Source organism: Streptomyces sp. NPDC127197, from assembly GCF_042672405.1.
GTDB classification, from domain to species: domain Bacteria; phylum Actinomycetota; class Actinomycetes; order Streptomycetales; family Streptomycetaceae; genus Streptomyces; species Streptomyces flavusporus.
On sequence record NZ_JBHXVG010000059.1, the window covers coordinates 14,229 to 35,481 of the forward strand.

Sequence of the window (21,253 nt, forward strand, 5' to 3'; positions counted from 1 at the left end):
GCTGACCCTTACAGAAAGACCGGTCGTTCTACACGCCTCAACAATAGCCTCGCCGGGATCCTCGCGCCACACATCGACCCAATTGAGGCGTTCGTCACCCAACCACCCCGGCCAGCGCGTTTGAGGCCGATGACGAACCGGTCGGGCATGCACAGGCCGACACCCCAAGGCCCGCCCGAGGTAGCCTCACCGCATGCTCCACGGGCGGCATAAGGAACTCCACGCACTGAGCCGGCTTGTCGCGGAGGCCAGTGCGGGCCAGGGCGGAGCGCTGATCGTGGAGGGGGATGCCGGGGTCGGCAAGACCGCGTTGCTACGGCGTGCTGTCGCCGCGGCCGGCAGCGGCACGCGTGTACTGACCTGCTCGGGCGTCCAGGCCGAAGTCGCCCTGGCCTTCGGCGGATTACAGCGGCTGCTGACACCGCTGCTCGACCGGCTGCCGGAGCTGCCGGACGATCAAGTCGCCGCCCTGCGCAGCGCGTTGGGCCAGTCCACCGCGCCCGCCGCGGATCTGATGGTCCGTACGGCCGTGCTGTCCCTGCTGGACCGGGCCGCGGCCCGCACCCCGCTGCTGCTCGTCGCGGACGACCTGCACTGGCTCGACCCGGCCACCGCCGGTGTGCTGCTCTTCGTCGCCCGCCGCCTCCAGGGCCGCCCCATCGCCTTCCTCGCCGCCGTCCGCGAAGCCGGCGAGGCCCCTCGGGACCTGCCGCGGCTCACGCTGCGCGGGCTCGCCCCGGACGCCGCGTCCGCCCTCCTCGACGAGCACGGCTGGGGGACCCCGGGTCCGGCCAGGCGCGCCGTCGCCGACGCCGTGGGAGGCAACCCGCTGGCCCTCCAAGAACTGGTACGGCTCGGCAGTCCGGCGGACGTCGCGGAGAAGGTCGTACTCACCGGCACCGCCCCGCTCAGCCTGCGCCTTCGCGAGGTCTTCGCCGAACGCACCCGGGAACTGCCCGAATCGGCCCGCACCCTGCTGCTGGTAGCGGCAGCGGAGGACAGCGGCCACACCGGCACCGTGCTCGCAGCAGCCCGGAGGCTGGCGGTCGACGAGCGGGCACTGGACGTCGTGGAGGCAGCCGGGCACCTGGAGGAGGTGTCCGGTGCCCGGCTGCGCTTCCGGCATCCGCTCGTACGGGCGGCGGTGTATGCCGACGCGTCCGCTCGTCAGCGTGCGCTCGCGCATCGCGCGCTCGCCGACGAGCTGGCGACGCAGCCCCCGGAGGGCGGGCAGCGCGAACGGGCCGTATGGCACCGCGCGCTCGCGGCCACCGGCCCCGACGAACAACTGGCCGAAGCACTGGAAGCCGGCGCGGCCACCGTGCGCCGCAGGGGCGGACTCGCCACGGCCGCGGCCGTACTGCACCGGGCCGCGCTGCTGAGCCCCACGGAGCAGCAACGCACCAGGCGACTCGCCGCCGCGGCAGAGGCCGCCTGGAAGTCGGGCAGCCCCCAACTGGCCCACCCGCTGCTGACGGAGGCCCTGTCCCAGCCCGCGGACGTGGGGACTCAGCTGGAACTGGACCGGCTGCGGGGCATGATGGAGCTCTGGGGCGGCGATCAGCAGGCGGCGACGGCCCGGCTGCTGGACAGTGCGGCCGCGCTCATCAACGACTCCCCCGGCCAGGCGGCGACCCTGGCTTTCATGGCGGTGGACGGGGCGCTGCGCTCCGACCGGACGGACGAGGCCCTGCGAGCCGCGCGGCTCATCGAGGCCGCCGGCGGCGAAGATTCTGGGTATGCGCGGTACGGGAGTTGGCTGGCGGACGCGGTCGTCGGCCGTCCCCGGGACGGGCTGACTCCCTGGCAGATCCTCCGGGCCGCGCCGGAGGGCCTCAGCCGCAACGACGCCCACCGCCACGTATGGCCTGCCGCGCTGAGCAACCTCGGGCCCTCCCCTCGGACGGCCCGGTCCTTCATCCTGGAAGCCTGCGACCGTTTCGCGACGTCCGGCATGCTCGCGGTCCGTGGACTGCTTCTGTCGTGGCTTGCGGATCTGGAGTATCGGATCGGGCTGTGGTCCGAGTGCGAGGCGCACGCGCAGGAGGGGTTGCGGATGGCCCGGGATGTCGGGCAACCGGTCCTGGAGGCGGATCTGCTCGCGGTGCTGGCCCTGCTGTCCGCCGGGCGCGGCGAGGCGGCGGAGTGCCGCGGGTACGCCGAGCGCGCCCAGGCTCTGGCGGTGCCGCAGGGCAACAGGTCGGCGGCGGGCACCGCGCAGTGGGCGCTGGGGCGGCTGTCCCTGGCCGCCGGCGACTACACGGAGGCCTGTGAGCGGCTGGCGGCGCTGGGCGAGCCGGGTTCACCGTTCGCCCACCGCCAGGTGGCCCGGCAGGCCGTCCTCGATGTGGTGGAGGCGCAGGTGCGCGCGGACCGCAGGGAAGCCGCCGAGCACTCGGCGTGGGCGTTCGAGGAGTGGTCGGAGCGGACCACTCTGGCCTGGCCCGAGCTGTCCCGGCACGGCATCCGCGCCCTGCTCGCGGAGGGCGACACGGCCGACAAGCACTTCCAGGCGGCTCTTTCGGCTCCGGGCGCGGCGGACGCTCCGCTCGCCCGGGGGCATACGGCACTGCTGTACGGGGAGTGGCTGCGTCGGAACCGGCGTGAGGGCGAGGCCAGAACACAGCTGCGCTCGGCACTGGAGACACTGGCGGGCCTCGGGGCGCGGGACGAGGCGGAGCGCGCCCGCGCCCAGCTGCGTGCGGCGGGAGGTGCGCCCCGTCGGCGTGGCGGGGATCCCTCGGCTCGGCTGACGGTCCAGGAGCTGCAGGTCGCCCGGCTGGCGGCGGAGGGGCTGAGCAACCGGGAGATCGGCGCGCGGCTCTCCCTGAGCCCGCGGACCGTCGGCTACCACCTGTACAAGGTGTTCCCGAAGCTGGGCATCAGCAGCCGCTCGCAACTGCGCGACGCGGATCTGGATGCCGTTGGCTGACGCGTACGGCGACGAGTTGGGCCGCGATCGCCGTGGCGACCTCGGCCGGGGCACGGCCGCCGAGGGGCAGGCCGATCGGCGAGTGGATCGCCGAGCACCCCGCTTCGTCGAGTCCGGCGGCGCGCAGCCGTCCGCTCCGGTCCCGGACCGTCGCCGCCGAACCGGTCGCGCCCAGGTATCCGACGCCCGCCTCCGCGGCTTCCAGCAGCGCCGGTACGTCGATGCGCGCGTCGTGCGTGAGCACCACGACGGCGGAGCGGCGGTCGAGCGTGCCTTCGCCGCGCAGGGTGCGCAGTCCCGTCTGCGGCAGCCCGGGAAGCACCTCCACACCGGCGTCCCGTGCCTGCGCCGCGAACGCCGGGCGGTGTTCCAGAACGACCGGCCGGTAGCCGAGCTCGGCGCCGATCCGGGCCAGGGGCCCGGCCACCGGCGTCCAGGTGACGATCGTCAGTAGCGGCGGGGAGCGGTGTGCGGCGACGAAGACGTCCGGATGTGGACCGGTGCTGATAACCGCGGTGCCGCCTTCCGGAAGCAGAAGCCGCGCCGTCGCCTCGGCATCGCGGTCCGCCTCGCCCGTGCCGAGGCTGCCCTCCCGGCCGCCGTCGGGCAGCACGACGAGGTGCGAGGAGCCGGTGTCGTACAGCCGTACGGCGTGCGCGACGGGGCGCCCGGCCCGGACGGCCTCGGCCAGGACGGGCAGCCACCGAGCGCCGTCCGCCGGCACCGGCTCGGTCCAGACCGTGACCGTGCCCCCGCAGGTCAGGCCGACGTCGAACGGTCCGCTGTCAGGGCCGGCGGGACCGTAGCGGCGCAGCACGGGACGGCCGTCGCGCAGCACTTCCTGCGCGGTCGCGGCGACGTCGGCGTCGACGCAGCCGCCGCTGATCGCGCCGAGCACCGTGCCCTCGCCGTCGACGGCCATCGCCGTGCCGACCGGGAACGGCGTGCTGCCGGCCGCGTCGACAAGGGTGGCGAGGGCGAACGGCCGGGACTCGCGCCACCACTGCGCCAGCTGCGGAAGTATGTCGCGCACGGCGTCACCCCACCAGCTTGTCGGGGGTGATGGGCAGGTCGGTGATCCGCCTGCCGGTGGCGTGGTGAACGGCGTTGGCGATGGCCGCGGCGACGCCGACCGAGACGACCTCGCCCATGCCTTTGCTGCCGTGCGGGTGCGCGATGGTGTCGGGCTCGTCGATGAACAGGACCTCGATGTCGGGGACATCGGCGTTGACCGGGATGTGGTAGTCGGTGAGCGCGGAGTCGACGTATCGGCCGGAGACCGGATCGGGCGTCAGCTTCTCCATCAGCGCCCAGCCCATGCCGAACACGATGCCGCCCTGGGCCTGGTTCCTGGCCGCCTTGTGGTTGGTGATCCGGCCGACGTCGAAGACCGCCACGTGCCGGGTGACGCGGACCCTCGGCAGGTCCGGGTCGATCCGCACCTCGGTGAAGTGCGCGCCGAAGGTGGCCACGGAGTGGGAGGTCCGGGGGGTGTAGCTCGCGTCGGCCAGCACCGGCTCGCCGTCGTGGCGGGCCAGCAGGGCGCGGTACGTCTCCCCGCGCTTGGTGTCGTCCCGGTGGAACAGTCTCCCGTCGGCCGCCTCGACCTCGCCGTCCGCCAGCCCGTACAGGGGCGAGTCCGGGTCGGTGACGGCCATCCGCACCGCGGCCTTGCGGGCCTTCTCGGCGGCGAGGTGGACAGCGGAGCCCGTGTAGCCCGTGGTGCGAGACCCTGCGTTGCCCGCGGTCCTGGGCAGGTTGGTGTCGCCCGCGCGGACGGACACCCTGCCCAGGGGCACGCCGGTGCCCGCCGCCGTGATCTGGGCAACGAGTGTGAGCGCCCCGGTGCCGATCTCCTGCGTGGCCGTGCGCACTTGGGCCGTTCCGTCGGCGCGGATCTCCACCTCGGCCCGCGCCTGGTCGGGGATTTCGCCGCGTACGGCGGTGGCCATGCCGTAGCCGACCAGTTCGCCGCCGTCACGCATCGAGCGGGGTTCGGCCGTGCGCCGGTCCCATCCGAAACGCTCGGCTCCCATCTCGTAGGCCTGGAGGAGGTGTTTGGCGCTCCACGGCTTGCCGGTCAGCGGATCCGTGGTGAGGTGGTTGCGGCGGCGCAGCTCCAGTGGATCCATGCCGAGGCGGTAGGACAGCTCGTCCATGGCGCTCTCCAGGGCGAAGGAGCCGGGGGCGTCGCCCGGGGAGCGCAGGCTGATGGACGGGCCGATGTTCACCTTCGCGACCTTCGCGTCCATGGCCAGGACCGGTGCGGCGTAGGAGGCCGCGGTGGAGACGATGGCGGGCTCGGGCCGGTCGCCGCGCACCTCGGTCGCGTTCACTGTGTCGTGAAGGATCACGGCGAGCCTGCCCTCCCTGCTGGCGCCGAGCCGGATGCGCTGGACGATCGGCGGCTGGTGGCCCGTCGAGGTGAACACCTGCTTGCGGCTGAGCACGAGTTTGACGGGGCGTCGGACCACCCTGGCCGCGTGCGCCGCGAGCAGGGAGTGCCCCCACACGTCGGTCTTGTTGCCGAACGCCCCGCCGACCAGCGGCGACAGCACCCGGACGCGTTCCTGCGGCAGCCCGAACACGGCGGCCACGACCTCCCGGTGGCCGTGCACGTCCTGGCTGCAGTCGTGCAGCGTGAGCGTGCCGCCCGACCAGTCGGCGACCACCGCGCCCGGCTCCAGCGGCACGTGGCTGAAGTGCGGCACCCGATAGGTGGAGTCGGTGCGCACGTCCGCGTCGGCCAGTGCCGCCTGCGGGTCGGCGCCCGGCGGGAGCACCACGTGCTGCGGCCACGGCGGGCGGATGAGGCGTCCACTCGCGGTGTAGGCGTCGGGCAACGCCTCGTCGATCGTGGGCACGGGCTTGTGCTCTTCGTAGTCGATGTCCACGAGTGACGCCGCGTGCTGGGCCTGCTCCAGGCTCCTGGCGACGACGATCGCGAGGTGCTGCCCGTAGTAGGTGATCTTGTCGTCGGCGAGCGGGAAGCGATTCTCGAGGTAGCCGGTGTCGGCGGGGGTGCCCCGCCAGGGCATCCGGTCGCGGTGGGTGATGACGGTGAGCACGCCGGGCGCGGACAGGGCCCGTCCAGTGTCGATACGGCGCACCCGGCCCGCGGAGATCGTGCTCGTGACGACGGTGGCGTGCGCCATGCCCCGCAGGCGCACGTCCGCGGTGTAGCGGGCCGAGCCGGTGACCTTGTCGCGCGCCTCGACGCGGTTCACCGGCGCGCCGATCCCGGATTCGGGAACCGCGGCACTGTCGGTACTGAACGTCATCGCGCACCTCCGAGTTCGGTGAGGGCCCGCCGCACGACCGCTTGGGCCAGCTTCACCTTGTACGTGTTGTCGGGGCGCGGGGCCGCGCCACTGGTCGCCGCGCGGGCGGCCGCGTCGATGGCGTCCTCGTCGAAGGGCCGGCCGAGCAGGGCGTGCTCCGCCGCCCTCGCGCGCCAGGGCTTGGGCGCGACGCCGCCCAGCGCGATCCGCGCCGAGCGGACCGTGCCGCCGCGCACCTCCACGGCGACGGCGGCGGACGCCAACGCAAAGGCATACGAGGCGCGTTCACGGAACTTGACGTAGTGGGAGTGCGCCGAGGAGGCACGACCGGGCAGCTCGACCGCGAGGATGATCTCGTCGTCGCGCAGCATGACTTCGCGCTCGGGTGTCCGGCCCGGCAGCCGGTGGAAGGCGTCGATCGGGATACGTCGCTCCCCACGGGCCCCCCGGACCACGACCTCGGCGTCGAGCACCTGGAGTGCGACGGCGCAGTCGGACGGATGGACGGCGACACAGGAGCCACTGGTGCCCAGGATGGCGTGCCGACTGCTGTCACCGTCCAGCGCCGCGCAACCGGAACCCGGATCGCGACGGTTGCAGGCGAACTCGGGCTGCCGGTAGTAGGGGCAGCGCACCCGCTGCAGGAGATTGCCGCCGAACGTGGCGCGGTTGCGGATCTGCTGGGACGCACCCGAGCGCAACGCCTCAACAAGGACGGGGAAACGCCGCACGATCCGCTGGTCGTCAGTGGCGTTGCGGCACAGCGCGCCGATGCGCAGCCCGCCGTCCGGCAGGGCGGAGATCTTGTCGAGGGCGAGCCCGTTGAGGTCGATGAGATGGCTCGGCCGCCGGATGCCGTCCCGCATCAGCGTGGTCAGATCGGTGGCCCCGGCGACCACCTCGGCGTCGGGGTGACGGGCGAGAAGACCGACCGCCTCGCCGACGCTGCGTGCGCGAACGTACTCGAAAGGCTCCACGGCTACCGCCCCTTCGCCATCGTGACCGAGGCCGAAGAGATCGCGTCCCTGATGTTGCAGTAGGCCGCGCACCGGCACAGGTTGCCGCTCATGGCTTCCGGGATGCGGTCCTCGGCGATCCCCGGCTGCTCCTCCTCCAGCAGCGCGACAGCCGACATGATCTGCCCGGAGGTGCAGAAGCCGCACTGGAACGCGTCGTGGTCCATGAAGGCCTGCTGCACGGGGTGCAGGCGGTCGCCGTCGGCGATGCCTTCGACGGTGGTGACCTCCTGCCCGTCGTGCAGGACCGCGAAGGTGAGGCACGACAGGACGCGCTGTCCGTCGAGCAGCACGGTGCACGCCCCGCACGCCCCCTGGTTGCAGCCCTTCTTGGGGCCGGTGACGCCGACCTCCTCGCGCAGGGTGTCGAGAAGGCTGCCGCGCGGGTCGACGGCGAGCTTTAGGCGCTCGCCGTTGACGGTGAGGGAGACCTGTCGCATCGCTTCGGCGGCGGGCGTGCCCTCCGCCGACGTCGCGGACAGATACGAACCGGCCGCTACGGCGGCTCCGACGGCCAGTCCGCCGCCGACCACGACGCGGCGACTGGGGTGAGGGGACACCTCGTCCGGCATGGAATGCCCTGCCTTTCTGTTCGGGTCTTCAGCCTCCGTCCCGGTGGTTCCGGTTACATCTGTCACTTCGACTGGTCTCGTGGCCCCGCCGCTCACCTGAGGGTCCACTTCTGGTTGGCCTGGCCTTTGCACTCCCACCGGATCAGGCCGGTGCCGTTGGCGGTTGCTGCGCCAGAGGCGTCCAGGCACTTGCCGTTGAGGTCGGTGATGGTGCCGTCCGAGTGGACGGTCCACTTCTGGTTGGCGCCGCCATGGCAGTCCCAGATGACCACCTTGTCGTCCTCGTTGTCGTCTACGGCGTCGAGGCACTTGTCGCCGTAGACGACGAGTTCGCCGCGCGAGGTCTGCTGGAAGGTCTGGTTGCGTCCACCGGAGCAGTCCCACAACTGTGGCTTGGTGCCGTTGATATGGGCGTTCTTGTCGATGTCCACACAGCGGTCGGAAGCGGCGCCGACGAGGGCCGCGCCGTCGGTGCCGGGGATGCCCTGGACGCGGAGGGCGTCGATGTCGGGGGTGGTGCTGCCGGAGACCGCCGCGAACCTGACTGTGTTCGCCCCCTTGGCCAGGTGCGCGAGCAGGGAGACGGTCCGATAGGTGGTGGGCGAGCCGGTGGGCGGGAAGGCGACGACGTACTTGTACTGGCCGTTGACCTGGATGGTGGCTTTGCGGGCGGTGCTGCCGCCGTTGGCGTAGGTGATGTCGATGAGCTTGGTGCCCGCCGTGGAGGCGGTGACATTGCTGAACGTCGGAGTGGTGGCGGTGGTGGTGTCCTCGTAGGTGCTGCCGGAGGCCTCGGTGCCGGAAACGGTCAGCAGTACCGCGTCGTTCGCGGGTACGGCGGTGGTGTAGCTGGTCGCGAACGATCCGGCGTCGGTGCGGGTCCAGGCGTTGCGCACGGTAGCGGAGGCTGAGGTAAGGCCAAGGTCGGCCCAGCGGACGGTGATGTTCGCGGCGGAGCCGGTGCGGTTGAGCAGCATGACCGCGCGCTTGCCGGTGCCGGAGAGCACCTTGCCGTACACCTGCAGGCCCCGGGTGTCCTCCGCGACCTTGACGCCCTGCAGGCCGCGCGGGTCCTGGTTGACGGCGAGGACCTCGGGGTTGGTGAGGATGTCGCGGGTCTCCGTGGTCATGGTGGCCACGTTGTTCCCGGCCAGCAGCGGGGCGCCCGCGATCGACCACAGGCTCATATGCAGCCGGTTACGGGCGGCGGTCATTCCGTTCAGGCCGACCATCAGCATGTCGGGGTCGTTGTAGTAGCCGGTGTGCTGGGCGGCGGGGTGCAGGGCCTCGTCGAAGTTGTAGTACATCTTGGTCAGCTGCGGGGTCTCGTCCTTCTGCAGGATGTCGACGCTGGTGCGCCACAGGTCGCCGTATCCCGGCGCCCAGTTCCACGGCAGTCCGGAGCCCCACTCGCAGAACGACAGCACCAGCTTGCGGCCGGTCACGGCCGAGGCGGCCTCGTTGGCGGCGGCGATCTGCTTGTACGTCGTCTCCTGGTCCAGGCTCTCCACACGGCCACCGCAGAAGTCGATCTTCACGTAGTCGAAGCCCCACCGCTGGAAGGTCTCCAGGTCCTGCTGGTAGTGGCCCTCCATACCGGTGTTGGGCGCCGCGGGCCGGGTGGTGGGGTAGTAGTAGCCGCAGCCGTTCTTGCCCGCGTCGGTGTAGATGCCGGCCTTGAGGCCCTTGCTGTGGATGTAGTCGGCGATCGCCTTCATGCCGCCCGGCCACAGGTTCTCGTCGACGACGATGTTGCCGTTCGCGTCGCGCTGACCCTGCCACCAGCCGTCGTCGAGGTTGACGTACTTGTAGCCGGCGGCGGCCATGCCGGAGGAGACCAGGGCGTCGGCCTGCTGCTTGATCACGTTGTGGTCGATGCTGCTGAAGAAGCTGTTCCACGACGCCCAGCCCATCGGCGGCGGCGTGACACCTGTCTGAGAGGTGCTCACGGCAGCCGGTTCGGCGGACAGGGGCGCCGAAGAGTCCGGCCGGTCAAGCGTGGCCAGGCCGGCGACGGCGAGTACGGCGGCGAGCACCTGGACGGTGATGCGCCTGGTCCAAGTTCGTGCGGCGGTGCGGGACATGCGGCTCTCCAGGGGAGGAAGGGGGAAGGAACGCTGACTTACGGCGTGAGCTGGGCGAGGTTCACGGCGTTGGCCATCGCCTGATAGCCGGCGTCGTTGGGGTGCAGGTGGTCGCCGCTGTCGTAGGCGGGATTGAGGGCCTGAGGGTTGCGGGGATCCTGCATGGCCTTGTCGAAGTCGATGACGCCGTCGAAGGCGCCACTGGTGCGGATCCATTGGTTGACGGCTTGGCGGACCTGCTCGCCCTCGGGCGTGTAGTACTGGGCCCCCGCGTAAGGCAGGATCGTGCCGCCGATGATCTTCACGCCGACGGCGTGGGCTTGGTCGATCACGGTCTTCATGCCGTTCTGCAGATCCGCGGCGGTCACAGGGCTGGATCCGTTCGGGCCGGCGTTGCTGCCGATGTCGTTGATGCCCTCCAGCAGGATCACGCTTTTGACGTTGGGCTGGCCGAGCACGTCCCGGCCGAACCGGCTCTTGAGGCTTGGGTTGGTCGACCAGGCGTCTGTCAGTATCCGGTTGGAGCCGATGCCGGCGTTCACGACGCCGAGGGTGGGGCCGCCGGAAGCGGAGTGCATGCGCCGGGCGAGGTAGTCGGGCCAGCGGCGGTTGGCACCCCAAGTGGAACCGACGCCGTCGGTGATGGAGTCCCCGACGCACACCACGGTTCCGGTGGCGGTCGAGGAGATGACGTCCAGGCCTTCGAGGAAGTACCAGGACGACTTGTTCGTCGGGTAGTTGCCGAGGCCGTCGTCGGCGACGTGGTTGCCGGAGGCGACCCAGGCCTGCTGCTGTGCCTCATGGTGCCAAGTGGCGGCGGGGGACGTGCCCGACACGTGGAGGCTCACGAGCTGGTTCGTGTCCGCGGCCACGGCCATCGGGATCGGGTCGCTGGCGACGTCCTGCCCGGCGGGGATGGTGACGGAGGCCCTCTTGTTGAAGAGGACGGTGCGATGGGTGCCGGGAACGGCGGTGCCGGGGGTGCTGCCTTCCTTGGCGAGGTCGACGGCGTCGATGGTCAGCGGTCCGGTGCCGTAGCGGTTACTGAGTCGGACGCGGAGCTCGGACCCTGCGACGGTGGCGTGTGCGACCATGCGGATGCTCTTGTCGGTGAACGATTCACCGTTTTTCATCAGGCCGGCGGTGTAGGTGCCGACCCGTGTGAGCGGGGCCGAGACCGGGGTCAGGGTCCAGCGCTGGTTGTCGCCTCCATTGGGCGTCCACTGGATGATCTCGTTTTCGTCTTTGTCCAACGACTCCTTGTTGTCGACGACCAGGCCGTTGGCGGCGTTGACAAGGTGGTAGGCGTCGCTGGCGGGCTGGAGCTTCCATTGCTGGTCGCTGGCGCCGTCGCAGGTGTTCTGGACGAGCTGCGGAGTTTCGCTCTGCGGGGCAGGGGTGTCCAGACACAGGCCGCTGTTGGCGCTCCTGACCGTGTAGGCGCCGGAGCTGGTCCGGGTCAGCAACCATTGCTGGTTGGCCCCGTTGTTCGACGTGTATTGGATGACGGGTGCGCCGGGGGCGGTCGAGGCGAGTTTGACGTCCATCAGCTTTTTGCTCGCGACGTTCGTCAGGGTGTAGACGGTGCCGGAGACGGGGGCTGCCGAGGCCGCGTGGGCCGTAGCGCCGGTCCCGGTCAGGGCGCATGCCGCGAGGCCCAGGCCGACCGGGACCGCGAGACGTCTTGTTATTCGCATGAGAACCTCTTTCTTGGGTCTTTGCGTGGTGAGGGGCGCGGCGCGGGGCATCCGAAGGTCCGGCAGTCCACCACTTGCACCGGGACCACGGAGCTCGAAAGAGCGGGGTTCAGTGGGCAGGGTGGGGGCTGGCGAACCAAACGGACTTGCCGTCGGCGGGGATTGAGGGTCGTGTGCCGCTCGTCCATCCGGTCAGCGGGGTCGGCTGTGCGGGGCGGGTCGGTGACGGAGTCAGGGGCGCTCACCGCCATGCCGCCTTCGGTGCGTGGCCGCGGACGACCGTCAGCCGCCGACCGAAGGTGTCGATGAGACGGGCGCGTTCCTCGGCCAGGTTCCGGGCAGCGGCAGGGGTGGATGCCGCTGTTGGAGGAGTCGATGCGGGGCGGAGATCCCCTGGATGACAGGGGATCTCCGCCAGCTTCCTAGACGGGGAGCTTCCACTTCTGGTTGTTGCCGCCGTTGCAGGTGTAGATCTCAACCTCGACAGGGCTGGTGGCGAACTCCGGGACGTCCAGGCATCGGCCGGACTGTGTGGCGCGGAGGCTGCCGTCGGCCAGCTGCGTCCACTTATGGTTGTATCCACCGTTGCAGGTGTAGATCTCGACCTTGGTGCCGTTCGTCGTGGCCTTCCTGGGGACATCCAGACAGAAGGTGCCGCCGATCCTGATCGTGTCGTCGGCCGGGTTGTAGGTCCAGGTCTGCGCGAAACTGTTGTTGCACTGGTAGGTCTTCACCCGAGCTGCATTCTCGAGCTTGCCTTCGGGGAGATCCAGGCACATGTCGGCGATGCCCGAAGGGATGGCGCCGACACGCTTGGGGGTCGGATCGGTCCCGGGCGCGACCGAGAAGGCGTCGAACTGCTGCGTCTCGTATCCGCTGACCGCCGTCGCGTCGACGGAGTCGACCGTGCCCAGGCCGGCGCGGCCGTGAGCGTAGGTCGAGTCGGTGACGCTGCCCAGGACTCTGCCGTCGACCTTGGCGGTGATGGTCGATCCCTGCATGGTCAGGGCGACTGAGTGCCAGCGGTTGGTGCCGAGGGCCGCTGTGGTGCCGCTCTTCAGGGTGGTGAAGTTCGACTCCTTGTCGCTCTTGAGGATCGACCAGGCACCCGTGTCGCTCACCCGCAGACGGTACGCCTCCAGGCCGCTGTTGTTCCTGCCCTGCATGCCCACGCGGCCAAGGAGTTCCACTGCGCCGGGTTGTTCCAGCATGGCGTCCGCACTGACGGTGTAGTTGCTCCACGCGTCGTCGCCCATGAAGGTGTACGGCGCGTAGTACTTCTCCTCGGTCCAGCGAATCGGCTTTGCCGTGGCCATCTGACGCAGGCACGTGCCCCCGCGTCCGCCACCGCAGGTCATGGTCTCGAAGGCGCCGTTCATGTCCGTGAAGTACTTCGGAGACTCGGTGATGCCCGGCGTCTCGAAGTCGTTGTACTGCGGCAGGCTCAGCGAGTCGACCGCCGGCGCTGTCGTCGCGGCCTTGCCTCCCCCGGCCTTCGTGGTCAGCGTGTAGACGCGACCGGGCTGCAGTGTCACGGTGTACTTGCCGTCGGAGGGGGTGACATCGGTGGTGTGCGCAAAGTTGTCATCACCGTACGAACTGTCCGAGTTCGTGTCGACGTTCGTGGCCCACACGTGAACCTGACCCGTCGACAGCCCGCCGGTGACCTGGACGTCCAGAGTCTGTGGGGCGGTGGCCTGCGTCGTCTCGATGATCGTGCTGTAGTTGCCACCCTCGGGTGCTCGCAGCGTCACATAGCTGCCGTTGGAACGGTCACCACCCAGATAGCCACTGGCGGAATCCTGGTACCGCCATCCGACCTCCGTGAACTGTGTCGTGTGGGCCATGACCCAGGCGGTCTTGCCGACCCGGTAGTGGCCCGACCAGGGCTGGTTGGCCGAGACGAGCCCATTGAAGGCGAAGTAGGTGTTCGGGTAGAGCGCACCCATCAGCGGCCAGTTGTAGTACGCGGTCATCCGACCGTCGATGTAGTCCCGGTTGAGAGCCCGCGCCACGTTCGCGGCGCCCGCCTCGGTGTCCTGCGATCCGTTCTCACTGGCCCACAGTTGCTTCCCCATGTTCTGGGCCTTTTGGTTGCGGTTCCAGTCGGACCAGAGATTTGTTGTGTTGTACTCGGGGCAGGCGGTGGTCGCGTGGTTGTTGCCGATGGCTCCCGAACCCGAGTAGCCGCACGGGTAGTGCACGCCGATGACGTCCACCGCCTCCCGGAACGCCGCGTTGCTCTCCATCTCGTCGACTACATCCCAGTTGTGCTCAGCTGCCACGACCTTGGTCGCGTAGCCCTTCGACTTGAGGGCGTTCTTGAGGTCGACGAACCACCAGGCTTTCCACCCCCGCTCGTTCCAGCCGCCGAGATAGTCGATCTCCAGGTTGTTCTGCTTTGCGCAGTCCATCCAGCGCATCAGGTAGTCGATCGTGTCCTTGGTCCAGAAGTCCCCGCCGCCGACCCAGCCCGGTGCGCCCCAAGCCAGGGCGGAGAACGTGATGTTCGGGTTTCGGGCCTGGGCCTCGCGGGCCAGCCACCACTCATAGCCGGCGTCGCAGTCCACCTTGCCTCTGGTGTGCTCGTGGCTGGGTTCGGCGCCGTCGGTGGAGTTGGTGTCCCCTCCGATCTCAAGCTTGAGTGCCTGCAGCGAGGCGCCGGCGCCGGGCTTGAACAAGTAGTCGAGGATCTCGTTGCGCTGCCGTTCGGGATAGTCGATCAGCAGTCGAGTGTTCCCTCCACCTCCACTGATCGCGCCGGCTCCGTCGAACACCCGGCCCGGCTTGGTGCCGTCGACGGTGATCGATGTCGAGACTGCGGCGTACGCGCGGGGAGTCGCCACCCCGGATATCACGCTCAGTATCATCGCCATAACTGCGAACAGGGCATAACGGCCCCGGGATATTCGAAGCACGCTGGCTCCTTACGACTTCGAGGGGTTGGGATGCGCACCCGCCCCGATGCCCTGGCCCCCGGCGGCGGCGCGGCGCCGTGATGGCAGTTGTCCACTGACGGCAAGGGGGATGAGCGAGGGTTCGGGCCGGGGCGGTGCAGCCGTCTGTGGCAGGACTGGCACTCGTACGGCTCACAGTGGTGGGTCCGGATTTACCTGGGCGTCTTGCACGGCCAGAGGCATGAGCACGGCCCACGGGCTCGACCATGGACAAACCGAAGCCGTACATGGACATTCGCAAGGCGCGATGCAGGCGGGGGGGCGGCCGACGCGGGGGCCGGTCCGGGGTCGGCCCGGCCCCCGCGTCGGGCGGTGTGCACAACCGCGTCGGTCCAGGGGGTCAGGCGGTGAGCCGCTTGAACTGCTGGTTGGTGCCGGTTCCGCACTTGTACTGGATGAGGCGGACATCCTCGGCGGAGCCCTCTGTGACGTCCAAGCAGAGTCCGCTGTGCCGGGCTACCAGGCGGTAGTAGCCGTTGCCCTGGTCCTCGAACTTCCATTGCTGGTTCTGGCCGCTGCCGCACTTGTACTGGTTGACGAAGGCCTTTGCGGTGGAACCACCTTCGACATCCAGGCACTTGCCGCTGTGCTGGGCGAGGATGCGGTAGTAGCCGTCGCCCGCGTCCTCCAGACGCCACTGCTGGTTGAGGCCGCCGTTGCAGGCGTATTGGACGACGTGGCCGTTGTCGGCGGCGGAGTTGTCCTGGACGTCGACGCACTTGTCGCTGTGCCGGGCCACGAGGTTGTAGTAGGGGCCGCCGCCCACGCCCTTGACCGTCCCCGCCGCCGCGTCAATCTCGACCTTGGGGTACCAGGGCAGGTTCATGGTGGTCCTGGTCGGGAAGGTCAACGGCAGCCAGACGTACGTGGAGTCGTTGACCGGGCCCTCCCCGTTCATCTCGGCGCCGGCCCACCGGTCGCCCATGTACAGGAACGAGGTGTTGCCCGACGTGCCCTCGATGGGCAGGACGAACGTGGTCTGGGAGTTGTAGCCGATGCCGTCACCGACCTCCTTCATCTCCGACCAGGGGCCGGCGATGCCGGCGGCGGTGGCGTACATCTGCTGGTTGGGATTCCAGCCGCTGAGGCCGGAGGTCAGCATGAAGTAGACACCGTCACGTTTGAACAGCGCCGGGGCCTCCCTCTTCTGGCCCGGCCAGGGGTTGGCGACCAACGGATTGTCGGCGTACGCGGTGAAGTCGGCGTTGAGCTTGTAGATGCGCAGGTCGGCGTTGTTCTGGGTGGCCGTTACGTGGTAGGCGGTCTCACTTCCGTCCGCGTTCTTGTCCACGTACAGCGTCATGTCCCGGGACTCAGTGGTCTGGGTGGTGTCGTTGCCGTTCGGCGGCCGGAAGCTGCCCAGATATTCATAGGGACCCTCGATCTTGTCGGAGACGGCGACGGCGGCCCTCGACTCGACGTAGTCCGTGGCGTTCTCCTTGTGCATCCACATGACGAACTTCTTGGTGGTGCTGTTGTAGATCACCTTGGGACGCTCGATCTTGGCGGACTTCAGCTCGGGATCGCTCGCCTGGTTGAGGGCATCGCCTACCCACTCCCACGTCTTCAGGTCGGCCGACTTGTAGACGGAGACGGCCTTGAAGGTGTAGTTCGGGTGGCGGTTCTCCCCGAACCAGTAGTAGTAGCCATCGGTGTGCTTGATCATCCCGCCGCCGTGTGCGTCGACGGGGTCGCCATTGGTCCCGATGAAATCGTTGGGGTTGTCCAGGGTGACCGGGGCGGCCTGGGCGGGCGGCGCGACCACCAGTAGTGCGAGCAAGCTGGCGCAGGCGGCCAGCAGTGGCGTGAGAACACGTCTGAGCATCATTGCTCCTTCGTGAACAGGAGGGCGGGTTCAGCAAGGCGAGTCGCACCCGCCCTCGGGCGGCTCTTGGTCCCATTCGTCGATCTGTGCTGGGCTTGATCGGGAATGAGGGTTGACCCCACCCTGGTCAGGGGCTCACATGATGTGCGGGTGGGGCCAAGATCGAGGGATTGGAAGTGAGGTGCGTCCGCTGTCGGCCTTCGGCCGAGTCCCGGTCAGCGGACTTCCCCGAGGTGTTCGACGGCAGCCCGGCAGGAGTCTGGCGAGGCCGTCGTCATCGCAGTCGGCAAGGCCGTCATCGCCCCCCGCCCCGCCGGCGGCTGCTGGTGCGGGACGGATGGGGTTCGTCGGCTGCGCGAGGGGCTCAGGTGAAACGGGGGACGCAGTCCTGGCAGACGGAGAGCACCCGGTCGGGGGCGCTCGACCGCTGGATGAAGCCCACGGAAATGGGGGCGTCCGTCCAGCGGTTGCACCTGCAGCAGAGGTCGGCATGCAACGGTCCGGAGTCTCCTGTTCTTGATCGGGACGGGTGTGGTGGGGCGTGTGCGTTCGTGCCGGGGAGGGACAGCTGCCGCTCTGTGCTCAATACCGGCTCCAGGAGGATGGGAGTGGGACGGGGGCGGCGCGGGCCGGCGATCAGCCCTTGTTGGCGCCGAGGGTGAGCCCGCTGACGAACTGGCGTTGCAGCACGAAGTAGACGATCAGGGTGGGGATCGCGGTGAGCAGGGCGCCGGCGGCGATCAGGTTGGGGTCGGTGAAGTACTGGCCGGAGAGGTTGTTGAGCGCCGAGGTGATCGGCATGTTCTCGCCGGTGGAGATCAGGACGATGGCCCAGAAGAAGTCGTTGTAGATCCAGATGGACAGCAGCGTCGCCAGGGCGGCCATCGCCGGACGGCACAGCGGCAGCACGATCTGCCAGTACTGCCGCCACACCGAGGCACCGTCCACCAGAGCGGCCTCGGTCAGCTCGTGCGGCAGCGTGCGCATGTAGTTGCTGAGTACGAAGGCGCAGAAGCCGGACTGGAAGGCGACGTGGATCAGCACCAGACCCAGCGCGGAGTCGTACAGCTTGCCGCTCATCGTGATGCCGGGCAGGTCGATCAGCAGGTACATCCGGTACAGCGGGGTGATGATGACCTGCTGCGGCAGCAGGTTGCCCGCGGTGAAGACCAGCAGCAGCGCCAGGTTGAGACGGAAGTCAAAGCGGGCGACGTAGAACGCGACCATCGAGGACAGGAACAGCGTCAGCAACACCGCCGGCACGGCGATCAGCAGCGTGGTGCCGAAGTAGTGCAGCATGTCCGACTGCTGGAAGGCGTTGGTGAAATTGTCGAGGCTCAGTTTGTCGGGCCAGGACACGTAGCCCTTGGTGCTGGTCTCCCCGTACGGGCGCAGGGCCGCGAGGATCGCCCAGAGCAGCGGGGCGAGCCAGGCCAGTGCGGTGCCGGCGAGGAAGACGTGCAGCAGGATCCGGGCCGGGCGCAGGGGGGTGCGCTGCTTGCTGAGCGCGGCGGTGGAGGCGCTCACGATCGCCGCTCCTTCCGAAAGGTGGCCACCAGGTACGGGATGATCACGGCGAGGGAGATCAGCAGCAGGACGACCGCGATCGCGGAGCCGTATCCGATGCGGCTGGACTCGCCGATGATGTTGTTGGTCACGAGGATCGAGAGCAACTCGGTGCCTTCGGCGCCCTTGTTGAAGACGAAGACCAGGTCGAAGGCGCGCAGCGCCTCGATGATGGTGACGACCAGGACGATGGTGTTGGTGGACCGCAGGGTGGGGAAGATGACGTTCTTGAACGTCTGCCATTCGTTCGCGCCGTCGAGCGCGGAGGCTTCCCGCAGCGCGGGGTCGACGCCCTTCAGGCCGGCCAGGTAAAGGATCATGAGGTAGCCGGTGTGCCGCCAGGAGGCGGCAACCAGCACGGCCCAGAGGTTCAGGTCGGGGTCGCCGATCCAGTCGATGTAGTGGCCGGGCTTGTTGGCTCCGATGAGGCTGTTGATCAGGCCGGTGTCGGGGTTGTAGACGAGCTGCCAGACGAAGCCGATGACGGCGAACGACATCACTACGGGCAGGAAGAAGGCCGTCTGGTAGACCCTGCTGAACCGGATCTTCTTGTCCAGCTGTACCGCCAGGAACATCCCCAGCGGCATGGGTATGAGGATCAGAACGGCGAGCCAGACGACGTTGTGCTGGACGGCGGGCCAGAACTGCGGGTTGTTGGTGAACAGTTCCCTGAAGTTGTCCAGCCCGACCCACTTGATCGAGTCGAAGCCGATGCCGTCCCAGGTGGTGAAGGCCAACGCGATCGAGGCGAGCGCGGTGACCCACACCAGGGCGATGTGCAGGATCGTCGGCAGACCCGCCATCAGACCGAGAGTGAGCCGGTCGCGGCGGGTCAGCAGACGGCGGTGCCCCTGGGGCACCTGCTCGCCCCTTCCCTTTGCCAATGTCGTCTCCGAGTGCCCCGGGGGCGGGGGCGTGGGATTCGTCGCCCCCGGGGTGCTGGTGATTCCGGTCCCGGTCCCGGTGTTCCGCGTGACAGTCATGAGGCGGTGAAGATCGTCTTCTTCTGGCGTTCGATGGAGGACAGCAGGCTGTCGACGCCCTTGGGATCACGGATGAACTTCTGCAGCGCGGGCTGCATCACCGTGGAGGTGAAGTCCGGGCGGGAGTCACGGTCCATGAACTGGGTCAGGGACTTGGCGCCGGAGATCATGTCGTACGCCTTCTTCTGCAGCGGGGTGTATGAGGAGGTGTCCGCCGTCCTGGAAGCGGCGACGACACTCGGGTCGGACTTGAGGTAGAGCGCCTCGGCCTCCGGCGTGCCCAGGTACTCCAGCAGCTTGACGGCACCGGCCTTGTTCTTCGGGGCCTTGGAGAGCATGAAGCCGTCGGTCGGCGCCTCGACGGTGTCCTGGCCGTACGCCGAGTTGATCTCCGGGAAGGCGAAGAAGTCGAGGTCGTCCAGGGCGGCCTTGTCGGTGAACTGCTGGGCCACGAAGGTTCCCAGCAGGTACATGCCCGCCTTCTTCGAGGCCAGGGTCTGGGCGGCGTCCTGCCATGTCCGGCCGACGGCGCCCTCCTGGTGGTAGGGGAGGATCTCCGTCCACAGGTCGAAGGTCTTGCGCACCTTGGCGTCGGTCCAGGACGCCCTGCCGGCCATCAGCTCGACGTGGAAATCGTAGCCGTTGGCGCGGAAGTTGATCTGGTCGAAGGTGCCCATCGCGGGCCAGGCGTCCTTGTCGCCGAAGGCGATCGGGACGAGCCCGTCCTTCTTCATCTGCCCGCACAGAGCTACGAAGTCGTCCCAGGTGGTGGGGACTTCGTAACCGTACTGCTTGAAGACGCTCTTCCGGTAGAAGATCGCCCAGGGGTAGGTGTACAGCGGCACGAAGTAGTACTTGCCGTCCTCACCTTGGCTGAGCACCTTCATCGCGACGGGGAAGTTGCCCCCGATGGTCTTCCACACGTCGTCGATCGGCGTGGTCAGGCCCTTGGCCGCGAAGAACTGCATCCGGTAGCCGGCGAACCAGTGGAACACGTCGTCCGGCGTGCCCTGCAGATAGGAGTTGATCTGCTCCTGGAAGGTGTTGTGGTCCTTGGTGTTCACGTCGACCGTGATGCCGGACTTCTTCTTGTAGGCCGCGTAGATGTCCGCGAACGCCTTCTTCGGCACAGCGTCCGACGCGTTGGAGCCGACCGTGACGGTCTTCGGGTCACTGGCCGTGCCGCTGCCGCCGCAGGCGCTCAGCAGGGGGAGGCCGGCGCCTAGCGCAACCGCCCCGCCCGCCCCCCGCAGCAGCGTGCGGCGAGCGGGGCCGGGAGAGGAGAGACCAGAGGAAGAAAGTTGCATTCACGACTCCTGGGGCAGAGCAGCGGTCATCGGAATCCAGACCGCATGACACGAGATCGATCAGAAACAAACGAGATCGAACAGTGGCCCCATCAGAGCGGTTCGGTCCACCGAACGTCAAGAGGTACGCACCCCTTTTTGCGACCCCTACGAAAACCGATGACCTGGGGAAATCGCTTTCCCTGGGCGCCAGTTGCAGGATTCCCGCAGGCCGACGCGATGGGTGCGCTTCCATGGCGCGAATGCGCCTGCGCCGCACATCGAGATGGGCGAGAGCGAGCAGGGCCTGGCGGCCAGCGCTCAGGCGCCGCCATCGGGTGCCGAGTTCCCGGCGGTGCCGGCGCAGCTTGGCGGACAGGAAGCGAGGGGCGGAGTTGGACACGTCGACGGCGGACGGGTAGACAAGCACACGAAGCCTTTGGCGGAGACGGATTTCTTGGTCGAAAACCCATCTACCAGGGGCTTCACCTGTCTGTCAGGCCAACTGGCCTGCTCGACCACCAAGTTGGAAAGGCTCCCTGTCGGGGGCGCTGCACTATTTCCGCGTCCATCCGGGGCATGTGCGGCATCGACTGGAGATGCTGCGCGCCATGGGACTGAACACCGTGGAGACCTACGTCCCCTGGAACTACCACGAGCCCCGGGCCGGCGCCTTCACCCGCCTCGACGAACTGGACTCCTTCCTCACCGAATCGAAACGGGCCGGGCTCCACGCGATCGTCCGCCCCGGCCCCTACAGTTACGCCGAGCGGGACAACGGCGGGCTGCCCTGGTGGGTGCCCGGGCGGATCCGGACCAGCGATCCGGTCTTGGGGTGACTCGGGAAACCTCACTACCCCGCTACCCCAACGTCCCTGCCGCGCTCTGTCCTAGTGCTGAGTTCCTCAAAGGGGTGTACACATATCGGCGCCGTAGTTGGCGGGTTGGCGGGGCCGACTTGCCCAGATCCAGGGGTTGGCACGGGAGTTGAGCTGGTCGGTCGCCAGGGTGGTGGCCTGGTCGATGTCCTCGCGGTTGGCGAATGACCGGCCGG

12 protein-coding genes and 2 pseudogenes are annotated in these 21,253 nt (G+C 68.8%); 2 read left to right on the forward strand and 12 right to left on the reverse strand.

Annotated elements, in window-relative coordinates; translation table 11 throughout:
• Positions 1–193 precede the first annotated feature (193 nt).
• Positions 194–2,932, forward strand: coding sequence for an AAA family ATPase (locus ACFVJQ_RS41985; RefSeq protein WP_385790993.1), 2,739 nt, complete (start codon positions 194–196; stop codon positions 2,930–2,932).
• Here ACFVJQ_RS41985 and ACFVJQ_RS41990 read toward each other — a convergent pair.
• The 12 genes and pseudogenes from ACFVJQ_RS41990 to ACFVJQ_RS42045 all read right to left on the reverse strand — a co-directional run.
• A complete protein-coding gene (locus tag ACFVJQ_RS41990) occupies positions 2,883–3,965 on the reverse strand; it encodes an XdhC family protein (protein ID WP_385790994.1) in 1,083 nt (360 codons plus the stop codon). The genes ACFVJQ_RS41985 and ACFVJQ_RS41990 overlap by 50 nt on opposite strands.
• 4 nt (positions 3,966–3,969) lie before the next feature.
• Entirely contained in the window at positions 3,970–6,213 is a 2,244-nt protein-coding gene (locus ACFVJQ_RS41995) for a xanthine dehydrogenase family protein molybdopterin-binding subunit (protein WP_385515407.1), read from the reverse strand.
• A complete protein-coding gene (locus tag ACFVJQ_RS42000) occupies positions 6,210–7,190 on the reverse strand; it encodes an FAD binding domain-containing protein (protein WP_385515408.1) in 981 nt (326 codons plus the stop codon). Before ACFVJQ_RS42000 ends, ACFVJQ_RS41995 begins: the two co-directional genes overlap by 4 nt.
• Before the next feature lie 2 nt (positions 7,191–7,192).
• Entirely contained in the window at positions 7,193–7,801 is a 609-nt protein-coding gene (locus ACFVJQ_RS42005; protein ID WP_385515409.1) for a (2Fe-2S)-binding protein, read from the reverse strand.
• Between the two features lie 92 nt (positions 7,802–7,893).
• The gene (locus tag ACFVJQ_RS42010; RefSeq protein ID WP_385790995.1) at positions 7,894–9,885 is read right to left on the reverse strand and encodes a ricin-type beta-trefoil lectin domain protein; all 1,992 of its coding nucleotides are present in this window, start codon (positions 9,883–9,885) and stop codon (positions 7,894–7,896) included.
• Between the two features lie 38 nt (positions 9,886–9,923).
• On the reverse strand, positions 9,924–11,582 hold the full coding sequence (locus tag ACFVJQ_RS42015) for an RICIN domain-containing protein (protein ID WP_385515412.1): 1,659 nt from the start codon (positions 11,580–11,582) through the stop codon (positions 9,924–9,926).
• A gap of 422 nt (positions 11,583–12,004) precedes the next feature.
• Positions 12,005–14,500 (reverse strand): ricin-type beta-trefoil lectin domain protein, encoded by a 2,496-nt coding sequence (locus ACFVJQ_RS42020; RefSeq protein WP_385790996.1) that lies wholly within the window; start codon positions 14,498–14,500, stop codon positions 12,005–12,007.
• A gap of 379 nt (positions 14,501–14,879) precedes the next feature.
• On the reverse strand, positions 14,880–16,364 hold the full coding sequence (locus ACFVJQ_RS42025) for an RICIN domain-containing protein (protein WP_385790999.1): 1,485 nt from the start codon (positions 16,362–16,364) through the stop codon (positions 14,880–14,882).
• Positions 16,365–17,000: 636 nt separating this feature from the next.
• A complete protein-coding gene (locus ACFVJQ_RS42030; protein WP_385790997.1) occupies positions 17,001–17,891 on the reverse strand; it encodes a carbohydrate ABC transporter permease in 891 nt (296 codons plus the stop codon).
• Positions 17,888–18,913: a carbohydrate ABC transporter permease gene (locus ACFVJQ_RS42035; protein ID WP_385515415.1), complete on the reverse strand. Its 1,026-nt coding sequence runs from the start codon at positions 18,911–18,913 to the stop codon at positions 17,888–17,890. Before ACFVJQ_RS42035 ends, ACFVJQ_RS42030 begins: the two co-directional genes overlap by 4 nt.
• Positions 18,910–20,220 (reverse strand): ABC transporter substrate-binding protein, encoded by a 1,311-nt coding sequence (locus ACFVJQ_RS42040; protein WP_385790998.1) that lies wholly within the window; start codon positions 20,218–20,220, stop codon positions 18,910–18,912. The genes ACFVJQ_RS42035 and ACFVJQ_RS42040 overlap by 4 nt, the downstream gene beginning before the upstream one ends.
• 262 nt (positions 20,221–20,482) lie before the next feature.
• Positions 20,483–20,629, reverse strand: a pseudogene (locus ACFVJQ_RS42045) (IS5/IS1182 family transposase); the annotation flags it as partial.
• A gap of 109 nt (positions 20,630–20,738) precedes the next feature.
• Between ACFVJQ_RS42045 and ACFVJQ_RS42050 the strand changes: the two are divergent.
• A pseudogene (locus tag ACFVJQ_RS42050) lies at positions 20,739–21,023 on the forward strand (beta-galactosidase); the annotation flags it as partial.
• Positions 21,024–21,253 lie beyond the last annotated feature (230 nt).

Excerpts from the sequence above, each read along its gene's own strand:
- ACFVJQ_RS41985 (WP_385790993.1), top strand. The coding sequence starts at position 194 with ATGCTCCACGGGCGGCATAAGGAACTCCACGCACTGAGCCGGCTTGTC.
- ACFVJQ_RS41995 (WP_385515407.1), bottom strand. The coding sequence starts at position 6,213 with ATGACGTTCAGTACCGACAGTGCCGCGGTTCCCGAATCCGGGATCGGC.
- ACFVJQ_RS42005 (WP_385515409.1), bottom strand. The coding sequence starts at position 7,801 with ATGCCGGACGAGGTGTCCCCTCACCCCAGTCGCCGCGTCGTGGTCGGC.
- ACFVJQ_RS42010 (WP_385790995.1), bottom strand. The coding sequence starts at position 9,885 with ATGTCCCGCACCGCCGCACGAACTTGGACCAGGCGCATCACCGTCCAG.
- ACFVJQ_RS42015 (WP_385515412.1), bottom strand. The coding sequence starts at position 11,582 with ATGCGAATAACAAGACGTCTCGCGGTCCCGGTCGGCCTGGGCCTCGCG.
- ACFVJQ_RS42025 (WP_385790999.1), bottom strand. The coding sequence starts at position 16,364 with ATGCTCAGACGTGTTCTCACGCCACTGCTGGCCGCCTGCGCCAGCTTG.
- ACFVJQ_RS42035 (WP_385515415.1), bottom strand. The coding sequence starts at position 18,913 with ATGACTGTCACGCGGAACACCGGGACCGGGACCGGAATCACCAGCACC.
- ACFVJQ_RS42040 (WP_385790998.1), bottom strand. The coding sequence starts at position 20,220 with ATGCAACTTTCTTCCTCTGGTCTCTCCTCTCCCGGCCCCGCTCGCCGC.